The 17,955-nt window shown below is 64.7% G+C and carries 14 protein-coding genes; 7 read left to right on the top strand and 7 right to left on the bottom strand.

The features are described from left to right. Positions 1–79: 79 nt before the first annotated feature. From rsmB to def, 3 genes are all read right to left on the bottom strand, one after another. The gene (rsmB, locus tag GEV05_01790) at positions 80–1,351 is read right to left on the bottom strand and encodes a 16S rRNA (cytosine(967)-C(5))-methyltransferase RsmB (protein ID MPZ42138.1); all 1,272 of its coding nucleotides are present in this window, start codon (positions 1,349–1,351) and stop codon (positions 80–82) included. Between the two features lie 233 nt (positions 1,352–1,584). Continuing rightward, a complete protein-coding gene (locus tag GEV05_01785) occupies positions 1,585–2,517 on the bottom strand; it encodes a methionyl-tRNA formyltransferase (GenBank protein MPZ42137.1) in 933 nt (310 codons plus the stop codon). Positions 2,518–2,638: 121 nt separating this feature from the next. Beyond that, positions 2,639–3,142, bottom strand: coding sequence for a peptide deformylase (def, locus tag GEV05_01780; protein MPZ42136.1), 504 nt, complete (start codon positions 3,140–3,142; stop codon positions 2,639–2,641). 100 nt (positions 3,143–3,242) lie between these two features. Here def and GEV05_01775 point away from each other — a divergent pair, with 100 nt between their 5' ends. The 3 genes from GEV05_01775 (at position 3,243) to GEV05_01765 (ending at position 8,168) form a co-directional block, all read left to right on the top strand. Continuing rightward, positions 3,243–4,355: a LysM peptidoglycan-binding domain-containing protein gene (locus GEV05_01775; GenBank protein ID MPZ42135.1), complete on the top strand. Its 1,113-nt coding sequence runs from the start codon at positions 3,243–3,245 to the stop codon at positions 4,353–4,355. A 123-nt stretch (positions 4,356–4,478) separates the two neighbouring features. Beyond that, complete coding sequence (dprA, locus tag GEV05_01770) at positions 4,479–5,486, top strand: DNA-protecting protein DprA (GenBank protein MPZ42134.1); 1,008 nt, start codon at positions 4,479–4,481, stop codon at positions 5,484–5,486. Positions 5,487–5,612: 126 nt separating this feature from the next. Then, positions 5,613–8,168 (top strand): DNA topoisomerase III, encoded by a 2,556-nt coding sequence (locus GEV05_01765; GenBank protein ID MPZ42133.1) that lies wholly within the window; start codon positions 5,613–5,615, stop codon positions 8,166–8,168. A gap of 98 nt (positions 8,169–8,266) precedes the next feature. Here GEV05_01765 and GEV05_01760 read toward each other — a convergent pair whose 3' ends face one another. From GEV05_01760 to dnaA, 4 genes are all read right to left on the bottom strand, one after another. After that, positions 8,267–8,737: an SET domain-containing protein-lysine N-methyltransferase gene (locus GEV05_01760; protein ID MPZ42132.1), complete on the bottom strand. Its 471-nt coding sequence runs from the start codon at positions 8,735–8,737 to the stop codon at positions 8,267–8,269. A gap of 37 nt (positions 8,738–8,774) precedes the next feature. Next, on the bottom strand, positions 8,775–11,204 hold the full coding sequence (gyrB, locus tag GEV05_01755; GenBank protein ID MPZ42131.1) for a DNA topoisomerase (ATP-hydrolyzing) subunit B: 2,430 nt from the start codon (positions 11,202–11,204) through the stop codon (positions 8,775–8,777). Positions 11,205–11,218: 14 nt separating this feature from the next. After that, the gene (locus GEV05_01750; GenBank protein MPZ42130.1) at positions 11,219–12,325 is read right to left on the bottom strand and encodes a DNA polymerase III subunit beta; all 1,107 of its coding nucleotides are present in this window, start codon (positions 12,323–12,325) and stop codon (positions 11,219–11,221) included. A gap of 196 nt (positions 12,326–12,521) precedes the next feature. After that, positions 12,522–13,862, bottom strand: coding sequence for a chromosomal replication initiator protein DnaA (gene dnaA / locus GEV05_01745; protein ID MPZ42129.1), 1,341 nt, complete (start codon positions 13,860–13,862; stop codon positions 12,522–12,524). A gap of 207 nt (positions 13,863–14,069) precedes the next feature. On the opposite strand from dnaA, the gene rnpA reads away from it, so the two are divergent. The 4 genes from rnpA to mnmE are packed head-to-tail and all read left to right on the top strand — an operon-like array spanning position 14,070 to position 17,762. Then, positions 14,070–14,558, top strand: coding sequence for a ribonuclease P protein component (gene rnpA / locus GEV05_01740; GenBank protein MPZ42128.1), 489 nt, complete (start codon positions 14,070–14,072; stop codon positions 14,556–14,558). After that, positions 14,555–14,764 (top strand): membrane protein insertion efficiency factor YidD, encoded by a 210-nt coding sequence (gene yidD, locus GEV05_01735; GenBank protein ID MPZ42127.1) that lies wholly within the window; start codon positions 14,555–14,557, stop codon positions 14,762–14,764. The genes rnpA and yidD overlap by 4 nt, the downstream gene beginning before the upstream one ends. Before the next feature lie 12 nt (positions 14,765–14,776). Further along, on the top strand, positions 14,777–16,444 hold the full coding sequence (gene yidC, locus GEV05_01730; protein ID MPZ42126.1) for a membrane protein insertase YidC: 1,668 nt from the start codon (positions 14,777–14,779) through the stop codon (positions 16,442–16,444). Further along, complete coding sequence (gene mnmE, locus GEV05_01725; protein MPZ42125.1) at positions 16,431–17,762, top strand: tRNA uridine-5-carboxymethylaminomethyl(34) synthesis GTPase MnmE; 1,332 nt, start codon at positions 16,431–16,433, stop codon at positions 17,760–17,762. The genes yidC and mnmE overlap by 14 nt, the downstream gene beginning before the upstream one ends. Positions 17,763–17,955 lie beyond the last annotated feature (193 nt).

Below are 17,955 nucleotides of genomic sequence, written 5' to 3'. Positions count from 1 at the left end.
TTGCGCGGACGGGGCGATGGCCGCCGGAAGCTCGACGCCGCTACCCGAGCAGCGAACGGGCAGGTCAGCCGGGCGACGGTTATGCCCGCTCGAGCAACGCGTAATAGAAGCCGTCATGGCGTTCGTCGGGCAATAGCTGCACATCGAGACTGTCTTGTCCGGGAAGCGGCGCGAGTCGTGCGTCCGCATGGCGTCCGACGAAGTCATCGACCTGGCCCCGGTTCTCCTCGCGGAACACCGAGCAGGTGGCGATCAGCAATTTACCACCGGGGCGCACGACGCGCCACAGACAATCCAGCAGCGCGGCTGCGCGTGCCGCCAGCGCCGCGATATCGGATTCGCGGCGCAGCCATTTAATGTCCGGATGGCGGCGCACGACGCCCGACGCCGTGCACGGCAGATCGGCCAGCACTCGGTCGAACGCCTGGCCGTCCCACCAGCGATCGGGCTCGGCGGCATCGGCGCAGACGCTCGCCGCTTCGAGCCCGAGCCGGCGCAGGTTTTCGTGCACGCGCTGTATCCGCGCCGGGTCGTTGTCGAGCGCGACCAGATGCACCGTCTCGCGCTCCAGGATATGCGCAGCCTTGCCGCCCGGAGCGGCGAACGCATCCAGCACGCGCTGGCCCGGGCGCAGGTCGAGAAACCGGGCCGCAAGCTGCGCGCCGGCGTCCTGAACCGACACCAGGCCGCGTGCGAACCCCGGAATCTGCGCCACCGGCATGGGACGCGCGAGCATGACGCCCACAGCGTCGAGCGGGATCGCGTCGATGCCGGCCTGGTGCAGCGCGTTCAGGTACTCGTCACGTGTGCTGCGACGCGCATTCACGCGCAGGCTGGTCGCTGCGAGACGGTTGCCCGCATCCAGAATCGCTTCCCACCGATCGGGGTAGGTCGCCCGGATGCGTTCCAGCCACCAGCCGGGATAGGAATAACGGCCCTCTGGCGTGCCGCGCGCGCGCGTCAGGAGCTCCTCGCGCTCGCGCGAGAATCGACGCAGCAGTGCATTGACCATGCCTTTTGCCCAGGTCCAACCCGCTTGCTCGGTTGCGCGCACCGCATGATCGACCACGGCGTACGGGGCGGCCTTGGTGAACGCGAGCTGGTAGAGCGCCGCCACCAGCAGCGCTTCCAGCTGCGGCGGGTTGAGCGGCTTGCGCAGCATCAGGGCGCACACCCCGCGCAAGAGCCCCAGATGGCGCAGGCTGCCGTGCGCGATGTCGAACACCGCGCCGCGCTGGCCCGCATCCAGTTCGGGATGCTGCCTGAACAACCGCTCCAGCAGCGGCGTGAGGCTTCTTCCGGAGAGCACCCCATGAATCGCCTCGACCGCGAGGCGTTGCTCGATCAGCATGCCGCCTCCGAACCGCCGTCGCAACGCGAACCGCCAAGGCATCGGCGGCCAGGCACCGTTCGCTTTGCGGTCGATCCCCGCAAGCGGGCACCTCCGAACCGGCTCATGTAAATCAACCGCCAGGCCGTCGGCGCCCGGCGTCGTTCGCTTTGCGGTCGATCCCCGCAAGCGGGGCCCCTCGCCCGGGAAGCGAACGACGACCGCCCCTCGCCTAAGAAGCTCACGTTGCCACCTCAGTCTCCCAGGCGCGTACCCGGTTCGATCCGGTGGCCCAGCAAGAACGGTCCTGCTTCGAGACGACGGCTACCTGCGCGCTGCAGGACCGTCACGATCAGGCTGCCGTCGCCGCACTGGATCTCGATGCCCGCGGGCCCGGCAGCGAGCAGGGTGCCGGGCACTGCGGCGGCCCGCCCGGTCGAAACCCGCCCCGACCACATTTTGAGGACGGCACCGGCGTGGGTCGTATAGGCCCCAGGCACTGGATCGAGCGCCCGCAGCCGCCGCTCGAGGTCCACGGCCGGCTGCGACCAATCGATATGGGCGTCTTCACGGGTGAGCTTGGGCGCATAGCACGCTCCCTCGGTTGCCTGCGCCTCGGCGCGAATGGCCCCCGCCGCCAAGGCGTCGAGCACCTCGCACACGGCAGCCGCACCGACTTCGGCCAGGCAGTCGTGCAGGCTGCCGGCCGTGTCGTGCGCTTCGATCGGCACTCCACGGCGCAGATAGACCGGGCCCGTGTCCAGGCCTGCGTCCATGCGCATGATCGAAACTCCCGTCTCGGTGTCTCCCGCCAGGACGGCGCGCTGGATCGGCGCCGCCCCCCGCCAGCGGGGAAGGAGCGATGCATGGATATTGACGCAGCCGAAGCGCGGCAGCTCCAGGACCGCGCGCGGCAACAGCAGCCCGTACGCGGCGACCACCCACGCGTCGGCGTCGAGATCGCCCAGGCCTGCTTGAACGCCTGGATCGCGCAAGCTGACCGGCTGTCGCACCGCAATTCCGCGTTTCGAGGCAAGCTGCTTTACGGGACTATAGGACTCGCGCAACCCCCGCCCGGAGGGCCGGTCGGGCTGCGTCAGTATGGATACGACGTCGTAGCCACGATCCAGCAGCGCGCGCAGCGCTATGGCGGCGAATTCGGGCGTACCGGCAAATACCAGGCGCATGGAACGATCGCGTAGTCCATCAAGTTCGCCGAGGGCGGCAATAAGTTCGCCGAGTCCGGCAATTCGCCCGCCGAGAGGGGCCGAAAGCTCGGACCGGCAGGCGGGTTGCGCCGCAGCGGGCCTAGCCTGCGCGGCGCTCTTGCTTGCGGATGCGGGTGAGAATGCGGCGGCGTTTCAGCGGCGACAGGTATTCGACGAAGACCTTGCCCTGCAAATGATCCATCTCGTGCTGGATGCAAACCGCAAGCAAGCCGTCGGCCTCGAGCTCGAACGCTTTGCCCTCGGGGTCGAGCGCCCGCACTCGAATCCATTGCGCTCGCGCGACTTTGTCGAACACGCCGGGGACCGAGAGGCAGCCTTCCTCGGCGTCGGAAGCGCCCCGGCTTGCCACGATCTCGGGATTGATGAAAACCTTCAGTTGATCGTGCGTGGGCGAAACATCGATGACGATCACCTGCTTGTGCACATCGACCTGGGTTGCGGCCAGGCCCACCCCGGGCGCCGAATACATCGTCTGCGCCATGTCGCGCACCAGGGTTCGAATCGCCTCGTCCACGCGCGTCACCGGCACGGCCACCTTGTGCAGGCGCGGATCGGGATATTGCAGAATCGGAAGAATCGCCATAAATGCTTGCAAATAGAGGTCGCTAGATGCAGAATTTAAACCGAGTTGTCAAAACGGGTCCGATCTCGACGCGCCCGTTGTGCCTCATAAGGGGGGTGCGATGCGCAAGCTGATCATTATAGGCGCCATGCTGCTGCTGAGTCAGACCGGTACCGCATGGGCAGCGGTCGCCGGACCGGCGCTCGATCCGAATGCGCCCGACCGCTATATCGTCGTCCCGGGGGATACGCTGTGGGGCATATCGGGGCGATTCCTGCAAGATCCATGGCGCTGGCCGCAGTTGTTCGAGCTGAACAAGGACCAGATCAGGAACCCGCATCGGATTTATCCTGGGGACGTGATCGTGCTCGACCGTGCAGCAGGACGCGCGCGGGTCGTAGCGGGCATGCCCACCGTGGTGCTCACGCCCAAGGTTCGCGCCGAGCCGCATGCAGCCGAAGCCATTCCGAGCATTCCGCCGGCCGCCATCGAACCGTTCCTCACCCAGCCGCTGGTGATCGAGCAATCGACCCTGGATGGCGCGCCGCGCATCGTCGCCACCCAGGAGAACCGCATGATCCTCGGGGCAGGCAGTCGCGCCTATGCGCGCGGAATCAACGGCAGCCCCGGTCAGTTCTGGCAAGTGTTTCGGCCGGGCGAGCCGCTGGTGGATCCGGACACGCAGGAGCCGCTCGGTTACGAGGCGGTCTATCTGGGCGATGCCCGGATCGTGCGCCCCGGGGAAGTCAGCATCCTCGAGATCGTGAAGTCGAACCAGGAAATGTATATCGGCGACCGGATGTTTCCGGCGCCCAAGCCGAGCTTCGTCAGCTACATCCCGCGCGCCCCGGAAAAGCCGATCAAGGGTCGGGTCATTTCAGCCTACGGGGGGTTGGCCGAAGTCGGTGTCCATAGCGTCGTGACCTTGAATCGCGGGGCTCGCGACGGTGTCGACGTAGGCACCGTGCTGGCGGTGTACCGCAGCCCCGAAAGCGCGAGCAACATCCGCTACAGCACCGAACCTATTTCAGGCTTCCGCAATACGCCCTTGTACGGCCGGCAAGGTCCGACCGGCCGCGACGATACCATCCGCTCGCCGATGCCCGAGACCGACCTGCCGCCGGTGCGCCACGGCCTGCTGTTCGTATTCCGCACGTTCGAGAAGGTCTCCTACGCGCTGGTGATGCAAGCGAGCTCGACGATCAACATGCTCGACTACGTTCAGAACCCGTAAGCCCCGTACGGCCAAGTCGCTCCGAGTGCAACCGGCCTCGGCTCGCCGTTGGATCCCGCTTCGCTTTCCTCCTGGCTCGCGCTGAACGCCGTAGCGGCGCTCAGCGGCGCCAATTGGCGGCGGCTGGCGGCAACGTTCGGCTCACCCGCGCAAGTGCTGCGCCAGTCGCAGCAAGGTCTCGCGCGCGTGGTGGACCCGGCGCTTGCGGAGGCCATCCGCCGCAGTCCCGAATCGCCGCTCGTGCAAGCCGCGTTCGATTGGGCCGCGCAACCCGGCCACGCCATCGTCACGCTGGAAGATCCGCACTACCCGCAGCTGCTGCGCGAAACGCCCGACCCGCCGCCCGTGCTGTATGCCGCCGGCCGGATCGAGCTGCTGGCGTGCCCCATACTTGCCATGGTCGGCAGCCGCAACGCCTCGGCACAGGGGATGCGCAACGCCGAGGCGTTCGCGCGCGTGCTCTCGACGCACGGACTGTGCATCGCAAGCGGCATGGCGCTGGGCATCGACACGGCCGCGCATCGTGGGGCGTTGCAGGCAGTCGGCCGCTCCGTCGCGGTGCTCGGCTGCGGCATCGACGTGATCTATCCGCACGGCAATGCACAACTTTATAGCCAGCTCGCCTCGGAGGGGCTGGTACTGTCGGAATTCGCGCTCGGCACGCGTCCATTGACGCACCATTTCCCCCGGCGCAATCGCATCATCGCCGGATTGAGCCGCGGTTGCCTGGTGGTCGAAGCGGCAATGGCGAGCGGTTCGTTGATCACCGCGCGTTGCGCCGTCGACATGGGGCGGGACGTGTTCGCCATTCCCGGCTCGATCCATTCGCCGCTCAGCAAGGGCTGTCATCATCTGATCAAGCAAGGCGCGAAGCTGGTCGACGATGCGCTCGACGTGCTCGACGAGCTCGGCATGCCGAAGCAACCGATCGGCTGCGCGGACACGCAGGCGCCTCTCGAGCCGGATGCTGCGAGCGTGCTCGCGGCCTTGGGGCATGATCCATGCGGCTTCGACGCGCTGGTCGAGCGCACCGCAATGTCGGTCGAGCGATTGGTTGCGCTGTTGACGCAGCTCGAGCTCGACGCGCGGGTGAGCCGAACCGATCGAGGCGATTACCAGCGACTCGATTGAGCGCGCGCGCGAGTGGCGCACCGCCTCGCGAGCGGCTCGGGGCCTTCCTTGCCATCGGCTGGGATTGTTCTTATCATCTGCCGCTCTTTGCCGCCCGCCACCCACGAAAGCGTGTCCGCTTAAGTCATGGGCAAACCCCTCGTCATCGCTGAAAAGCCCTCGGTCGCGAACGACATTGCGCGCGCGCTCGGCGGCTTCACGCGCCACGACGATTATTTCGAAGGCGAGGACGCCGTCATTTGCTCGGCGGTGGGACATCTGCTCGAACTCGTCGTGCCCGATGAGTTCGAAGTCAAGCGCGGCAAGTGGTCTTTCAACAATCTGCCAGTCATTCCGCCGCATTTCGATCTGCAGCCGATCGCGCGCACCGAGGCGCGCCTGAAGCTGCTCGCGAAGCTGCTCCGGCGCAAGGACATCGATGCGCTCGTGAACGCCTGCGACGCCGGCCGCGAAGGCGAGCTGATCTTTCGCTACATAGTCCAGTACTGCAAGGCGAAACAGCCGATCCAGCGCCTCTGGCTGCAGTCGATGACGCCCGCGGCGATTCGCGAAGGGTTCGATGCCTTGCGCGCCGACAAGGAAATGCTGCCGCTCGCCGATGCGGCCAAGTGCCGCTCGGAAGCCGATTGGCTCATCGGCATCAACGGCACGCGCGCCATGACGGCGTTCAACTCCAAGGAGGGCGGTTTCTACAAGACGACGGTCGGGCGAGTGCAGACGCCGACCCTGGTCGTGTTGATCGAACGCGAGGAGAAAATCCGCGCATTCCGCCCGCGCGACTACTGGGAAGTGCACGCGACCTTCGCCGCCAAGGCCGGCGAATACCAAGGCCGCTGGTTCGATCCCGAGTTTCGCAAGGACGACGACCCGGAGCGGCGTGCCGAACGCCTGTGGCAACGCGAACGCGCGGAAGCCGTTGCAGCCGCGTGCACCGGCAAGATCGGGACGGTCACCGAGGAAGCGAAACCGTCGAGCCAGCTCTCGCCGCTGCTGTTCGATCTCACCAGCCTGCAGCGCGAGGCAAATGGCCGCTTCGGCTTCTCGGCCAGAAGCACGCTCGCGCTTGCGCAATCGCTATACGAAAAGCACAAGGTGCTGACGTATCCACGCACCGACGCCCGTGCGTTGCCTGAAGATTATCTGGAAACGGTGCGCACCACGCTGGCGCAGTTCGGCGGCTCGAGCGCCAAGCGGGCAGCGGCGCATAAGCCGGGGTCGGATAGCGCCGGCGCGGCGCCGTATGCGCCGTTCGCCGCCGAGATCCTGAAAAGCAACTGGGTGTGGCCGAACAAGCGCATCTTCGACAACAGCAAGATCTCGGATCACTTCGCAATCATCCCCACGCTGCAGCTGCCCAAAGCGCTGTCCGAGCCGGAGCAGAAGCTCTACGACCTGGTGGTGCGCCGCTTCCTGGCCGTGTTCTACCCGGCCGCCGAATACCTGCAGACGACGCGCATCACCGAGGTGGAAGGCCATCGCTTCAAGAGCGAAGGCAAGGTCCTGCAGAAGCCCGGCTGGCTCGCGGTCTATGGGCGGGAAGCGCAAGGCGAAGACGCGCGCCTGGTGCCGGTGCAACGCGGTGAGCGCCCTACCGTGGTCGGCATCGACGTCGCCGCGGAGCAGACCCGTCCGCCCGCGCGCTATACCGAGGCGACTTTGCTTTCGGCCATGGAAGGAGCCGGCAAGCTGGTCGAAGACGAGGAACTGCGCGAGGCGATGGACGCCAAGGGTCTCGGCACGCCGGCCACGCGCGCGGCCATCATCGAGGGATTGATCGCCGAGGAATACGTTCTCCGCAACGGCCGTGAGCTGGTGCCTACGCCGAAGGCGTTCTCGCTGCTGTTCGCGCTGCGCCACTTCGGTGTGACCGAGCTCACCTCGCCCGAACTGACCGGGGACTGGGAGTTCAAGCTGAAGCAGATGGAGCACGGCAAGCTTCCGCGCAGCGTCTTCATGGAGCACATCACCGCGGTGACGCAGGATATGGTCGCGCGCATCAAGAAGGGCGACATTCCGGACACCGCGTTTGCAACGCTCTCCACGCCTTGCCCGAAATGCGGCGGCGTGGTGCAGGAGAACTACCGCAAGTTCCAGTGTCAGAAGTGCGACTTTTCGCTTTGGAAAGTGGTCTCGGGACGCGAGTGGGCGCCCGAAGAGGTGGAAGAGCTGATTCGCAACCGGCGAATCGGTCCATTGACGGGTTTTCGCAGCCGGCAGGGGCGGCCGTTCGCGGCTTCGATTCGATTGAACGACGAACAGCGTGCCGAATTCGACTTCGGCCAGCCGGGCTCGGGCGAGGGCGCGGACGCGAAGCCGGATTTCAGCGCGCAGGAAGCGCTCGGCAGTTGCCCCAAGTGCTCGGGCTCGGTCTACGAGCACGGCAGCGGCTACACCTGCGAGAACGCCGTCGGTCCGGAGCGCAGCTGCGATTTTCGCGTCGGGCGCATCATCCTGCAGCAGCCGATCGAGCGCGACCAGGTGCAGAAGCTGCTGCGCGACGGCCGCACCGACCTGCTGCCGCGCTTCATCTCGAAGAAGGGAAGGCCCTTCAAGGCCTATCTGGTGAAGAGCGCGGGCGGCAACATCGGCTTCGAGTTCCAGCCGCGCGCCGCCAAGGCGACCGCCGCCAACGAAGCCGATTCAGCCCCGGCCCGCAGCCGCGCGCGTCGTCGCGCTGGGTGAGCCGGGGTTTCGAAGGAGGTGCCTGCGCACCTCCGGGCCGGCGAACGCCCGATGCGCTGCATCGCATCGGGCCGGGGGCGGTTAGTTCGACCTGAACCCTAGCGCTTTCGAGGTGCGAGCATCGTTCCCCGACATCCGGGCGCGCCGCAGTGGCACACCCACTTGCGGCGTGCGCGCGCGCCGTGCGGCTCGTCCAGGGTAATGCGGTAGTCGTAGGAAATCTCTTCGCCGGGCCGGATCGCGCGCACCGCCTCGATAAAAATGCGCAGGCCCTCCTGCACCGTCTCGCAGTTCGGCGAGCACGAATGGTTGATCCAGCGCGCGGAATTTCCATTCACGCCCGCATCGATGTACAAGTCGTCCTCGGCATCGAACAGAAACGTGTGCGGCGGCGTTCCGTCTTCGGGGTAACGTCCGTCGGCCTGATCGGCGTCGATCAGCGCGCCCTTGTATTCGATCAGCCGCTCGCCCTTGGCGATGGGGCGGCGGGCGAAGATGCCATAGCCGTGGATGGAAGAACGGCGCCGCCCGAACCGCGGGCCTGAATCAATGGATTTTCTTTTCGACATGGACCCGCTTGCTGCCGTTGCCGATTGGCCCGGATATTCAGACGTCGAGGTTGCGCACGCCGAGCGCATTGCTTTCGATGAAGGCGCGGCGCGGCTCGACCATGTCGCCCATCAGCGTGGTGAAAATTTCATCGGCCGCGATGCTGTCCTCGATCTGAGCGCGCAACAGCCGCCGCGTGGCCGGGTCCATGGTGGTTTCCCACAACTGCTCCGGATTCATCTCCCCCAGTCCCTTGTAGCGCTGAATGCTGACCGCGTGCTTCACTTCTTCCAGCAGCCAGTCGAGCGCTTCCTTGAACTCGCTCACCGGGCGCGAACGCTCGCCTCGGCGCACGGCCGCGCCTTCGCCGAGTAGTCCCACAATCAGTTCGCTGGTCCTGCGGATCTGCTCGAAGTCTCCGCTCACCAGAAAATCGGTATCGAGCGTCGTGACGCGGCGATTGCCGTGCTGCACGCGTGCCATTTCGAGCGACCAGCGCTCCGAATTGTCGTCGAATCGAGGCGAGATGGTCAGGGCCGGGCCCTGCACCGCCGCCTGCAAGCGCTCGGCGCTCGGCCCGGCATGCTCCGCGTCCGACAGGTCGACCACGACCCCGCGCAGTAAAGCATAGAGCGCTTGCTCGTCGATCAGGCGGCGCACCCGTTCGATGACGGCCTCCGCCAGGAAGAACTCACGCGCGACTTTGGCGAGCGCCTCGCCGGTGAGCGGCGCCTCGCCGGCACGCGGTACCAGTTCCGCGTCGGTCAAGGCCAGGCGCAACAGGTATTCCTTCAGCTCGTGATCGTCCTTCAGATACCGTTCCTGGCGACCGTGCTTCACCTTGTACAACGGCGGCTGGGCGATATAGATGTGTCCGCGCTCGACCAGCTCCGGCATCTGGCGGTAGAAGAACGTCAGCAGCAAGGTGCGGATGTGCGAGCCGTCCACGTCCGCATCGGTCATGATGATGACGCGGTGATAGCGCAGCTTGTCCGGGTTGTATTCCTCCTTGCCGATGCCTGCGCCGAGCACGGTAATGAGGGTGGAAATCTCCTGCGAGGAGAGTAGCTTGTCGAAGCGCGCGCGCTCGACGTTGAGAATCTTGCCCTTGAGCGGAAGAATCGCCTGGAAGCGCCGATCGCGCCCCTGCTTGGCCGAACCGCCAGCCGAATCGCCCTCGACGATGTAGAGCTCGCACTTGGACGGATCTTTCTCCTGGCAGTCAGCGAGCTTTCCCGGCAAGCCGAAGGAGTCGAGCACGCCCTTGCGCCGGGTCATCTCGCGCGCCTTGCGCGCCGCCTCGCGCGCTCGTGCGGCTTCGATGATCTTGGAGACGATGGTCTTCGCGTCGTTCGGGCGCTCGAGCAGGTATTCGGCGAGCTTCTGCGCCACGACCTCCTCGACCACGGGCCGAACCTCCGAGGACACCAGCTTGTCCTTGGTCTGAGACGAGAACTTCGGCTCCGGTACTTTCACCGAGAGCACGGCGCACAAGCCCTCGCGCATATCGTCACCGCTGGTCTCGACCTTGGCCCGGCGCGCGAACTCGTTGGCTTCGATGAACTGGTTCAGGGTGCGCGTCATCGCCGCGCGCAGCCCCGTCAGGTGGGTGCCACCGTCACGCTGCGGAATGTTGTTCGTGAAGCACTGAACCGACTCCTGGTACGAGTCGTTCCACTGCATCGCCACCTCGACGATGATGCTGTCCTTCTCCGCGCACGCGTGAAAGATGTTCGGATGCAGAACATTCTTCGTGCGGTTCATGAATTCCACGAACCCACGGATGCCCCCGGTGAAGGCGAAGACTTCTTCCTTGGCGCTGCGTTGATCGACCAGGCGTATGCGTACGCCATGATTCAGAAACGACAGCTCCCGCAGGCGCCGTGCCAGGATGTCGTAGTGGTATTCGACGTTGCCAAACACCCCTCGGCTGGCGAGAAAATGCACCTCGGTGCCGCGCTTCTCGCTCTTGCCGATCGCCTTCAACGGCTCGACCGCCAAGCCCTCGCGAAACTCGATGAAGTGCGCCTCGCCGTCGCGGCGGATTGTCAGTCGCAGCCAGTCCGACAACGCATTCACCACCGAGACGCCGACCCCGTGCAGCCCGCCCGAGACCTTGTAGGAGTTGCTGTCGAATTTCCCGCCGGCGTGCAGCTCCGTCATGACGATCTCGGCAGCCGAGCGCTTGAGCTCGTCGTCCTCTTTGATCTCGGTCGGAATGCCGCGGCCGTTGTCGGCGACGCTGATGGAATTGTCGGAGTGGATCGTGATCAGGATGTCGTCACAATGGCCGCCGAGCGCCTCGTCAACCGCGTTGTCGACCACTTCGAACACCATGTGGTGTAAGCCGGTGCCGTCGGCCGTGTCGCCGATGTACATGCCCGGACGCTTGCGCACGGCTTCCAGGCCCTTGAGGATCTTGATGCTGCGCGCATCGTACTCCATGCCCTCGTCGCGGCGCGGAAACTCTTCGTTGTCGTTCTCCATCGAACCTGTCATGACTAGATTCGCATCGGCATGATGACGTACTTGAAATTCTCCAACCCGGGATCGGTCATCAATACGCTGCTGCTCGCGTCGCCGAACGCGCACGTGACGTGGCTGCCCGAGAGCGCATTGAGCACATCGAGCAGGTAGTTCACGTTGAAGCCGATATCAATCGCGGCGCCGGAATAATCGAGCTCGATCTCCTCCTGCGCCTCTTCCTGCTCGGTGTTGCTGCAGGATACGCGCAGGCTGTCCTTGGTGAGCACCCAGCGCACGCCGCGGAATTTGTCGTTGGAAAGGATCGCTGCGCGCTGCAGCGCCTGCAGCAAGCCGAGGCGCTCGACCGTGATGATGTTGGGATGACCAGTCGGTATGACGCGGCCATAGTCTGGAAACTTGCCGTCGACAATCTTGGTAAAGAGCTCGACCTCGCCGAAATTGAATCGCACCTGGTTGCCCAGCAGCCCGATGCGAACCGGGGCATCGCTTTCCGCCAGCAGTTTCGACAGTTCCAGCACGGCCTTGCGCGGGAGAACCACTTCGTGGCGAGGGTGCTCCAATTCGAGGCGGGTGTCGGCGAATGCAAGGCGATGGCCGTCGGTGGCCACCACGCGCAGCTCACGCCCTTCGACCGACAAAAGCAGCCCGTTCAGGTAATAGCGGATGTCCTGCTGCGCCATCGCGTATTGCACGAGCATGAGCAACGAGCGCAATGTCCCCTGCGGCACTACGACCTCGCCGACGTGGTCGCTGCCTGCTGCAAGGCGCGGGAAATCGTCCGCCGGCAAGGTTTGCAACGTGAAGCGGCTGCGTCCGGATTTCAGTTGCAGGCGGTTGGCGCTGCTTTCGAGCGACACCTTCGCTTCGGTAGGCAGGGCACGCAGGATGTCCTGCAGCTTTCGCGCCGAAGTGGTGATCGCGGTCGCGGTCGGCTGCGAGCCGAACGATGCCTTGCAGCAGACCTGGATCTCCAGGTCGGTGGCCAACAACGTCAAGCCATCGTTGTTCTGGTCGAGCAGGACGTTCGACAGGATCGGCAGCGTATGACGCCGTTCCACGATCCCACTGACCGTCTGCAGCGGCGACAGCAGTTCGTCACGCGAGCATTCCAACAGCTTCATTGGTTATCCAATGTGGTGGTAGTAGTAGGCGGCAGTGAAACTGCGGGAAAACGAGCCAAGGCGATCAATGCAGACGACAAAACAGATATGGGGGGGAGGGGACAGGATTTGTATGGAGTGTGCATGAATTGTGAATGAATTTGCCGAATCCGCGCGCAGGCCTGCTTATCCACATTTCGTACCGGAAAGCGCATCGTCAGTTTCTCAGCACCTGCAGCAACGAATTAAAGTCGCGCGTGATGTCGGAATTGGTGCCACGCAGCTCCTTCACCTTGCGGCACGCGTGCAGTACGGTGGTGTGATCACGGCCGCCGAACGCGTCGCCGATGTCCGGCAGGCTCAAGGGCGTGAGCTCCTTTGCCAGCGCCATCGCGATCTGGCGCGGACGTGCGATCGTACGGCTGCGCTTCTTCGAGTACATCTCCGAGACCTTGATCTTGTAGTACTCGGCGACGGTGCGCTGGATGTTGTCGATGGTTACCTGCCGGCTCTGCACGGCGATCAGGTCGCGCAGGGCTTCCTTGCACGTATCGACGCCGAGGTGCTGGCCCGAGAATCGGCAGAATGCGAGCACGCGCTTGAGCGCGCCCTCGAGCTCGCGCACGTTGGACTGCACCTGCTGCGCGATGAAGAAGGCAACGGGCTGATCGAGGCCCGCGCCTTCGAGCTCGGCCTTCTTCAGCAGGATCGCGACACGCATCTCAAGGTCCGGCGGCTCGACCGCGACCGTGAGGCCCCAGCCAAAGCGGGTCTTGAGGCGGTCCTCCATGCCCGTGATTTCCTTCGGGAACGAATCGCACGTGATCACGATCTGGCGGCGCGACTCGAGCAGAGCGTTGAAGGTGTAGAAGAACTCTTCCTGCGTTCGATCCTTGTCGGCGAAGAACTGGATGTCGTCGATGAGGAGCAGATCGAGCGACTGGTAGTAACGCTTGAACTGATCGAACGAACGATGCTGCACGGCGCGCACCAGGTCGGAGACGTACTGCTCGGCGTGCAGGTAGCGAATCTTGGCGTTCGTGGTGCGCTCACGCAGGAGGTTGCCGATCGCATGTAAGAGGTGCGTCTTGCCGAGCCCTACGCCGCCGTAGATGAACAGGGGATTGTACGAGCTGCCGGGGCTGTCGGCGACCTGAATGGCAGCGGCGCGCGCAAGCTGGTTCGCTCGCCCGGTGACGAACGTCTCGAAGGTGTAGGCCGGATTGAGCCGGGAAGGATCGGCAATGGGCTGCGGACGCACCGCTGCTGCGTCGACCCGGGGAGCGTTGCCGACGGCATGATCGTGCACGGCGTTGTTCTGCCGCGGCAGCAACTCGATCGCGATGTTCATGGGCGTATCGAAGTGCTCGTCGGCGAGGTGTTGCACGCGTGCGAGGTAGGTGTCCTTGATCCAGCGCAGCGCGAGCCGGTTCGGGACTTCGAGCAGCACGATATTGTCGTTGCGGCTGCACCGGATCGGTTTGATCCAGGCGGTGAATTCCTGCGGAGTCAGTTCGCGCTGAAAATATTCGAGGCAGGAACGCCAGAAGCTGCTCATGGGGGATAGGGACAGTCTCGTGGAAGGCACGGCTCTGGTGGCCGATTGATTGGCGTACGGCTTCGCATTTTACCGCCTTTCATCGACGCTTATCCACAATCGGCGAGCGCCTGCGATGCGCTGGGCCGCATGGCGCGGGCAACCTTTCACGATTGACAGTGCTGCGACGTGGAATGTCTAATACAAAGCTTTTTCGAGTCTTCCGGAGTGACGGCAAATGAAACGCACCTACCAGCCTTCCAAGACACGCCGAAGCCGTACGCATGGATTTCGCGCTCGCTTGAAGACGCGTGGTGGGCGTGCGGTTCTGCGGGCACGGCGAGCCAAGGGTCGCGCGCGCCTCGCTGTGTGAGCTCCAGGCTGCGCCTGCCTCGTGCAGCGCGCATTCGCGATGAGATCAGCCTGCGGCCATTGCAGCGAGCCGGGCGGGCGCGAGGACACTGGTTCGTCGCGGCAGCCATGGCAAACGGCCTCGGCGAGTCGCGTCTTGCAGTGCGCGTCGCCAAGAAGGTCATGAAAAGCGCCGTGGCACGCAACAGGATACGCCGCTGCGTACGGGAAGTATTTCGCCAGCGGCGCGCGGCGTTCGTCCCGAGCGATTTTCTCGTTTCCCTGGTTCAGCCCTATCGCAGCCGATCGCTGCAGGCTGCACGACAGGAGCTCGAGCGGTTGTTGGCGCAGGCGGCACGGCGATGAGCAGGCTCATTGTGGCGTTGATCCAGGCGTATCGATATGCGCTGAGTCCGCTGTTCGGGCCCTCGTGCCGTTTTCATCCTTCGTGCTCGGAGTATGCGCTCGAGGCCGTCTCGCGCCATGGGTCGCTGCGCGGCGTTTGGCTCGCGCTCAAGCGCGTGCTCCGATGCAATCCCTGGCACTGCGGCGGACACGATCCGGTGCCCTGAACAGAAGACGACATGGATACCCAACGCCTGATTCTCGCGATGATTTTCTTTTTCTCGTTGTTCATGCTGTTCGAAGCATGGCAGCGGGACACGCGTGGTCCGAGCCTGCCCGCCACAGCCGAGAAGAAAGCGCCCGACTCCCCGCAAGCACCGCCTGCCACGACGCCGGCTCCGACCACCAAGCTCGAGCCGCCCACCACCGCGGCCATCACGGCACCGCAGCTTCCCAAGCAGACCAGCGGCGAGGTCGTTCGCGTCGAAACCGATGTCTTCAGCATCGAGATCGATAGCGTCGGCGCGACGATCACGCGGGCGGAACTGAAGCAGCATCGCGGGACGGTCGATACGAGCAAGAACTTCGTGCTGCTCGAACGCGAGCCCGGTCGTATCTATGTGGCCCAGTCCGGGCTGATCGGCGAGGGGCTCCCCAATCACAATACGCGCTTCGTCGCTTCCGCCAAGGAATACAAACTCGGCGAGGGGCAGAAACGTCTGGAAGTGCGCTTCGAGGCCCAAGGCGAAGAGGGCGCCAAGGTGGCCAAGGTGTTCGTCTTCGAGCGCGGCAACTACACGATCGGCGTACGGCAAGAAATTCAGAACACGACCGCCACCCCCTTGCAGCCGTATGCGTATTACCAGGTCGCGCGCGACGGGAATCCGCCCGAGGGCGATTCGATGATGATGCCGACCTACACGGGGGTCGCCGTCTATACGGACACGGAGAAGTTTCAGAAAGTCGCCTTCGATGACATCGAGAAAGGCAAGACGTCCCATACCCACACCGCCGCCGACGGCTGGATCGGACTGGTACAGCATTATTTCGTGACCGCCTGGATTCCGCCCGAGAACGTCTCGCGCGAGTTCTTCACCCGGCGTCTCGGCGACAATCTCTATTCGGCGGGCGTGATCCTGCCGTTGAGCCGGATCGAGCCCGGCGCCTCGGCCACGCAGCAGGTCACGCTGTATGCGGGCCCGCAGGATCAGGACAAGCTCGCCACCATCGCCCCCGGGCTCGACCTCACCGTCGACTACGGCTGGCTGACGGTCATCGCGGCGCCGCTGTTCTGGGTGCTCAAGACCTTGCACCGCTGGGTCGGAAACTGGGGCGTGGCGATCATCCTGCTTACGGTTCTGATCAAGCTCCTGTTCTATCCCTTGTCGGCGGCGAGCTACAAGTCGATGGCGCGCATGCGCGTGCTGGCGCCGAAGATGCAGCGGCTGAAGGAGCAATACGGCGACGATCGTCAACGCATGCAGCAGGCGATGATGGAACTGTACAAGACCGAGAAGATCAATCCGCTGGGCGGCTGTCTGCCCATCCTGGTCCAGATCCCGGTGTTCATCTCCCTTTACTGGGTGCTGCTCGCGAGCTTCGAGCTGCGCCAGGCGCCGTTCATGCTCTGGATCAAGGATCTGGCCGCTCCCGATCCGTACTTCATCCTGCCGGTGCTGATGGGCGCGACCATGATCATTCAAACCCGCCTCAACCCCGAGCCGCCGGACCCGGTGCAGGCCAAGATCATGAAGATCATGCCAATCGCGTTCAGCGTGTTCTTCTTCTTCTTCCCCGCCGGGCTGGTGCTCTACTGGCTGGTCAACAACATCCTGTCGATCGCGCAGCAATGGCACATCACCCGGAGCATGGAGCAGCACGCGGCACCGGCCCATGGGCGCCGATGACACGATCGCCGCAGTAGCAACACCCGCAGGCCGGGGCGCGATCGGGGTGGTGCGCGTGTCTGGACCGGCTGTCCCGGCGATCGCCGCCGGCATCGTCGGCTCGGCGTTGCGGCCTCGCACAGCGCACCTGGCGGACTTTCGGGACGGCACGGGTGCGGCCCTCGATCGCGGCCTCGCGCTCTACTTCCCCGCTCCGGCCTCGTACACCGGCGACGACGTGCTCGAGCTGCAAGGCCACGGCGGCCCGGTCGTACTTTCGCTCGTGCTCGAGCGCTGCCTCGAGCTCGGCGCCCGCCTGGCCGAGCCTGGCGAGTTCACGCGGCGCGCATTCCTGAACGACAAGATCGACCTCGCGCAGGCCGAGGCGGTCGCCGATCTGATCGATGCCGCCACGGCCCGGGCGGCCCTTAGCGCGGTCCGGTCGCTCTCCGGAGAGCTGTCGGAGCGCGTTGCTGCATTGCAGCAAGCGCTGCTCGAAATACGCGTGGCATTCGAAGCGAGTTTCGATTTCCCCGAGGAAGAGCTCAACCTGCTGAGCGAGATGGGTGCGGTTGGACGGCTTGCGGCATTGCGGCAGGAATTTGCCAGGATTGTGCGCGCGGCGCAGCAAGGCAGCCTGTTGCGGGACGGGGTGACGGTTGCGTTGATCGGCCCGCCGAACGTCGGTAAATCCAGCATAATCAATCGATTATCTGGAGAGGAAGTAGCCATTGTCACGCCCGTGCCCGGTACCACGCGGGACCTGTTGCGGGCCACCATCGCGTTGGACGGCATTCCGGTGCACTTGGTCGATACGGCCGGATTGCGCACCACAGAAGATCCCGTCGAGAAAATCGGCGTGGAACGCGCCCGTGCCGCGGCGCGTCAGGCGGACCTTGTGCTGCGCATCATGGATGGCACGGCGGAGTCTCCAATGACTACGGACAGTGGAGAACAAACGAACGGGCAGCTGATTCATGTGCACAACAAGATTGATTTGGCCCAGGTCGACTCGCGAGCGGAAACCGTTGCGGGCGAGGAACACGTCTGGATTTCGGCCAAGCTCGGGTCGGGAATCGAGCTGCTGAAAGCGGTCATCGTCCGGGCCGCGGGTGCCGAGGCGCTCGCAGAAGGAACCTTCATCGCGCGGCAACGTCATCTCGAGGCGCTAGGCACGGCGGGCGCGCACGTAGCGCAGGCCGAAGCGAGACTGGACATCCCCGAATTCGCGGCCGAGGAGTTGCGCTTGGCGCAGACGGCCTTATCCCGGATCACGGGCGAGCAGGTGGCGGACGACCTCCTGGGCGAGATCTTTTCCCGCTTCTGCATCGGGAAATAAGAGGGATTCCCAAGAAGCGACTCTTCGAGTTCGACCTGGCGCCCGGCGAGGGAGCTGGTGCGCGAAGGTGAGCCCGATTGCTGGTCCGGCTCGGCCATCAGCCGGCGATGTTTCACGTGAAACCATGCACCGTACGCCACCGTTTCTGTTTCACGTGAAACGTCCGATTGAAACGCCGCTCGTTTATCATTGC

The organism is Betaproteobacteria bacterium (assembly GCA_009377585.1).
Classification (GTDB): domain Bacteria; phylum Pseudomonadota; class Gammaproteobacteria; order Burkholderiales; family WYBJ01; genus WYBJ01.
This window is presented reverse-complemented; position numbering and strand designations above follow the sequence as displayed.

Excerpts from the sequence above, each read along its gene's own strand:
- rsmB (MPZ42138.1), bottom strand. The coding sequence starts at position 1,351 with ATGCTGATCGAGCAACGCCTCGCGGTCGAGGCGATTCATGGGGTGCTC.
- GEV05_01785 (MPZ42137.1), bottom strand. The coding sequence starts at position 2,517 with ATGCGCCTGGTATTTGCCGGTACGCCCGAATTCGCCGCCATAGCGCTG.
- def (MPZ42136.1), bottom strand. The coding sequence starts at position 3,142 with ATGGCGATTCTTCCGATTCTGCAATATCCCGATCCGCGCCTGCACAAG.
- GEV05_01775 (MPZ42135.1), top strand. The coding sequence starts at position 3,243 with ATGCGCAAGCTGATCATTATAGGCGCCATGCTGCTGCTGAGTCAGACC.
- GEV05_01765 (MPZ42133.1), top strand. The coding sequence starts at position 5,613 with ATGGGCAAACCCCTCGTCATCGCTGAAAAGCCCTCGGTCGCGAACGAC.
- GEV05_01760 (MPZ42132.1), bottom strand. The coding sequence starts at position 8,737 with ATGTCGAAAAGAAAATCCATTGATTCAGGCCCGCGGTTCGGGCGGCGC.
- gyrB (MPZ42131.1), bottom strand. The coding sequence starts at position 11,204 with ATGGAGAACGACAACGAAGAGTTTCCGCGCCGCGACGAGGGCATGGAG.
- GEV05_01750 (MPZ42130.1), bottom strand. The coding sequence starts at position 12,325 with ATGAAGCTGTTGGAATGCTCGCGTGACGAACTGCTGTCGCCGCTGCAG.
- dnaA (MPZ42129.1), bottom strand. The coding sequence starts at position 13,862 with ATGAGCAGCTTCTGGCGTTCCTGCCTCGAATATTTTCAGCGCGAACTG.
- yidD (MPZ42127.1), top strand. The coding sequence starts at position 14,555 with ATGAGCAGGCTCATTGTGGCGTTGATCCAGGCGTATCGATATGCGCTG.
- yidC (MPZ42126.1), top strand. The coding sequence starts at position 14,777 with ATGGATACCCAACGCCTGATTCTCGCGATGATTTTCTTTTTCTCGTTG.
- mnmE (MPZ42125.1), top strand. The coding sequence starts at position 16,431 with ATGGGCGCCGATGACACGATCGCCGCAGTAGCAACACCCGCAGGCCGG.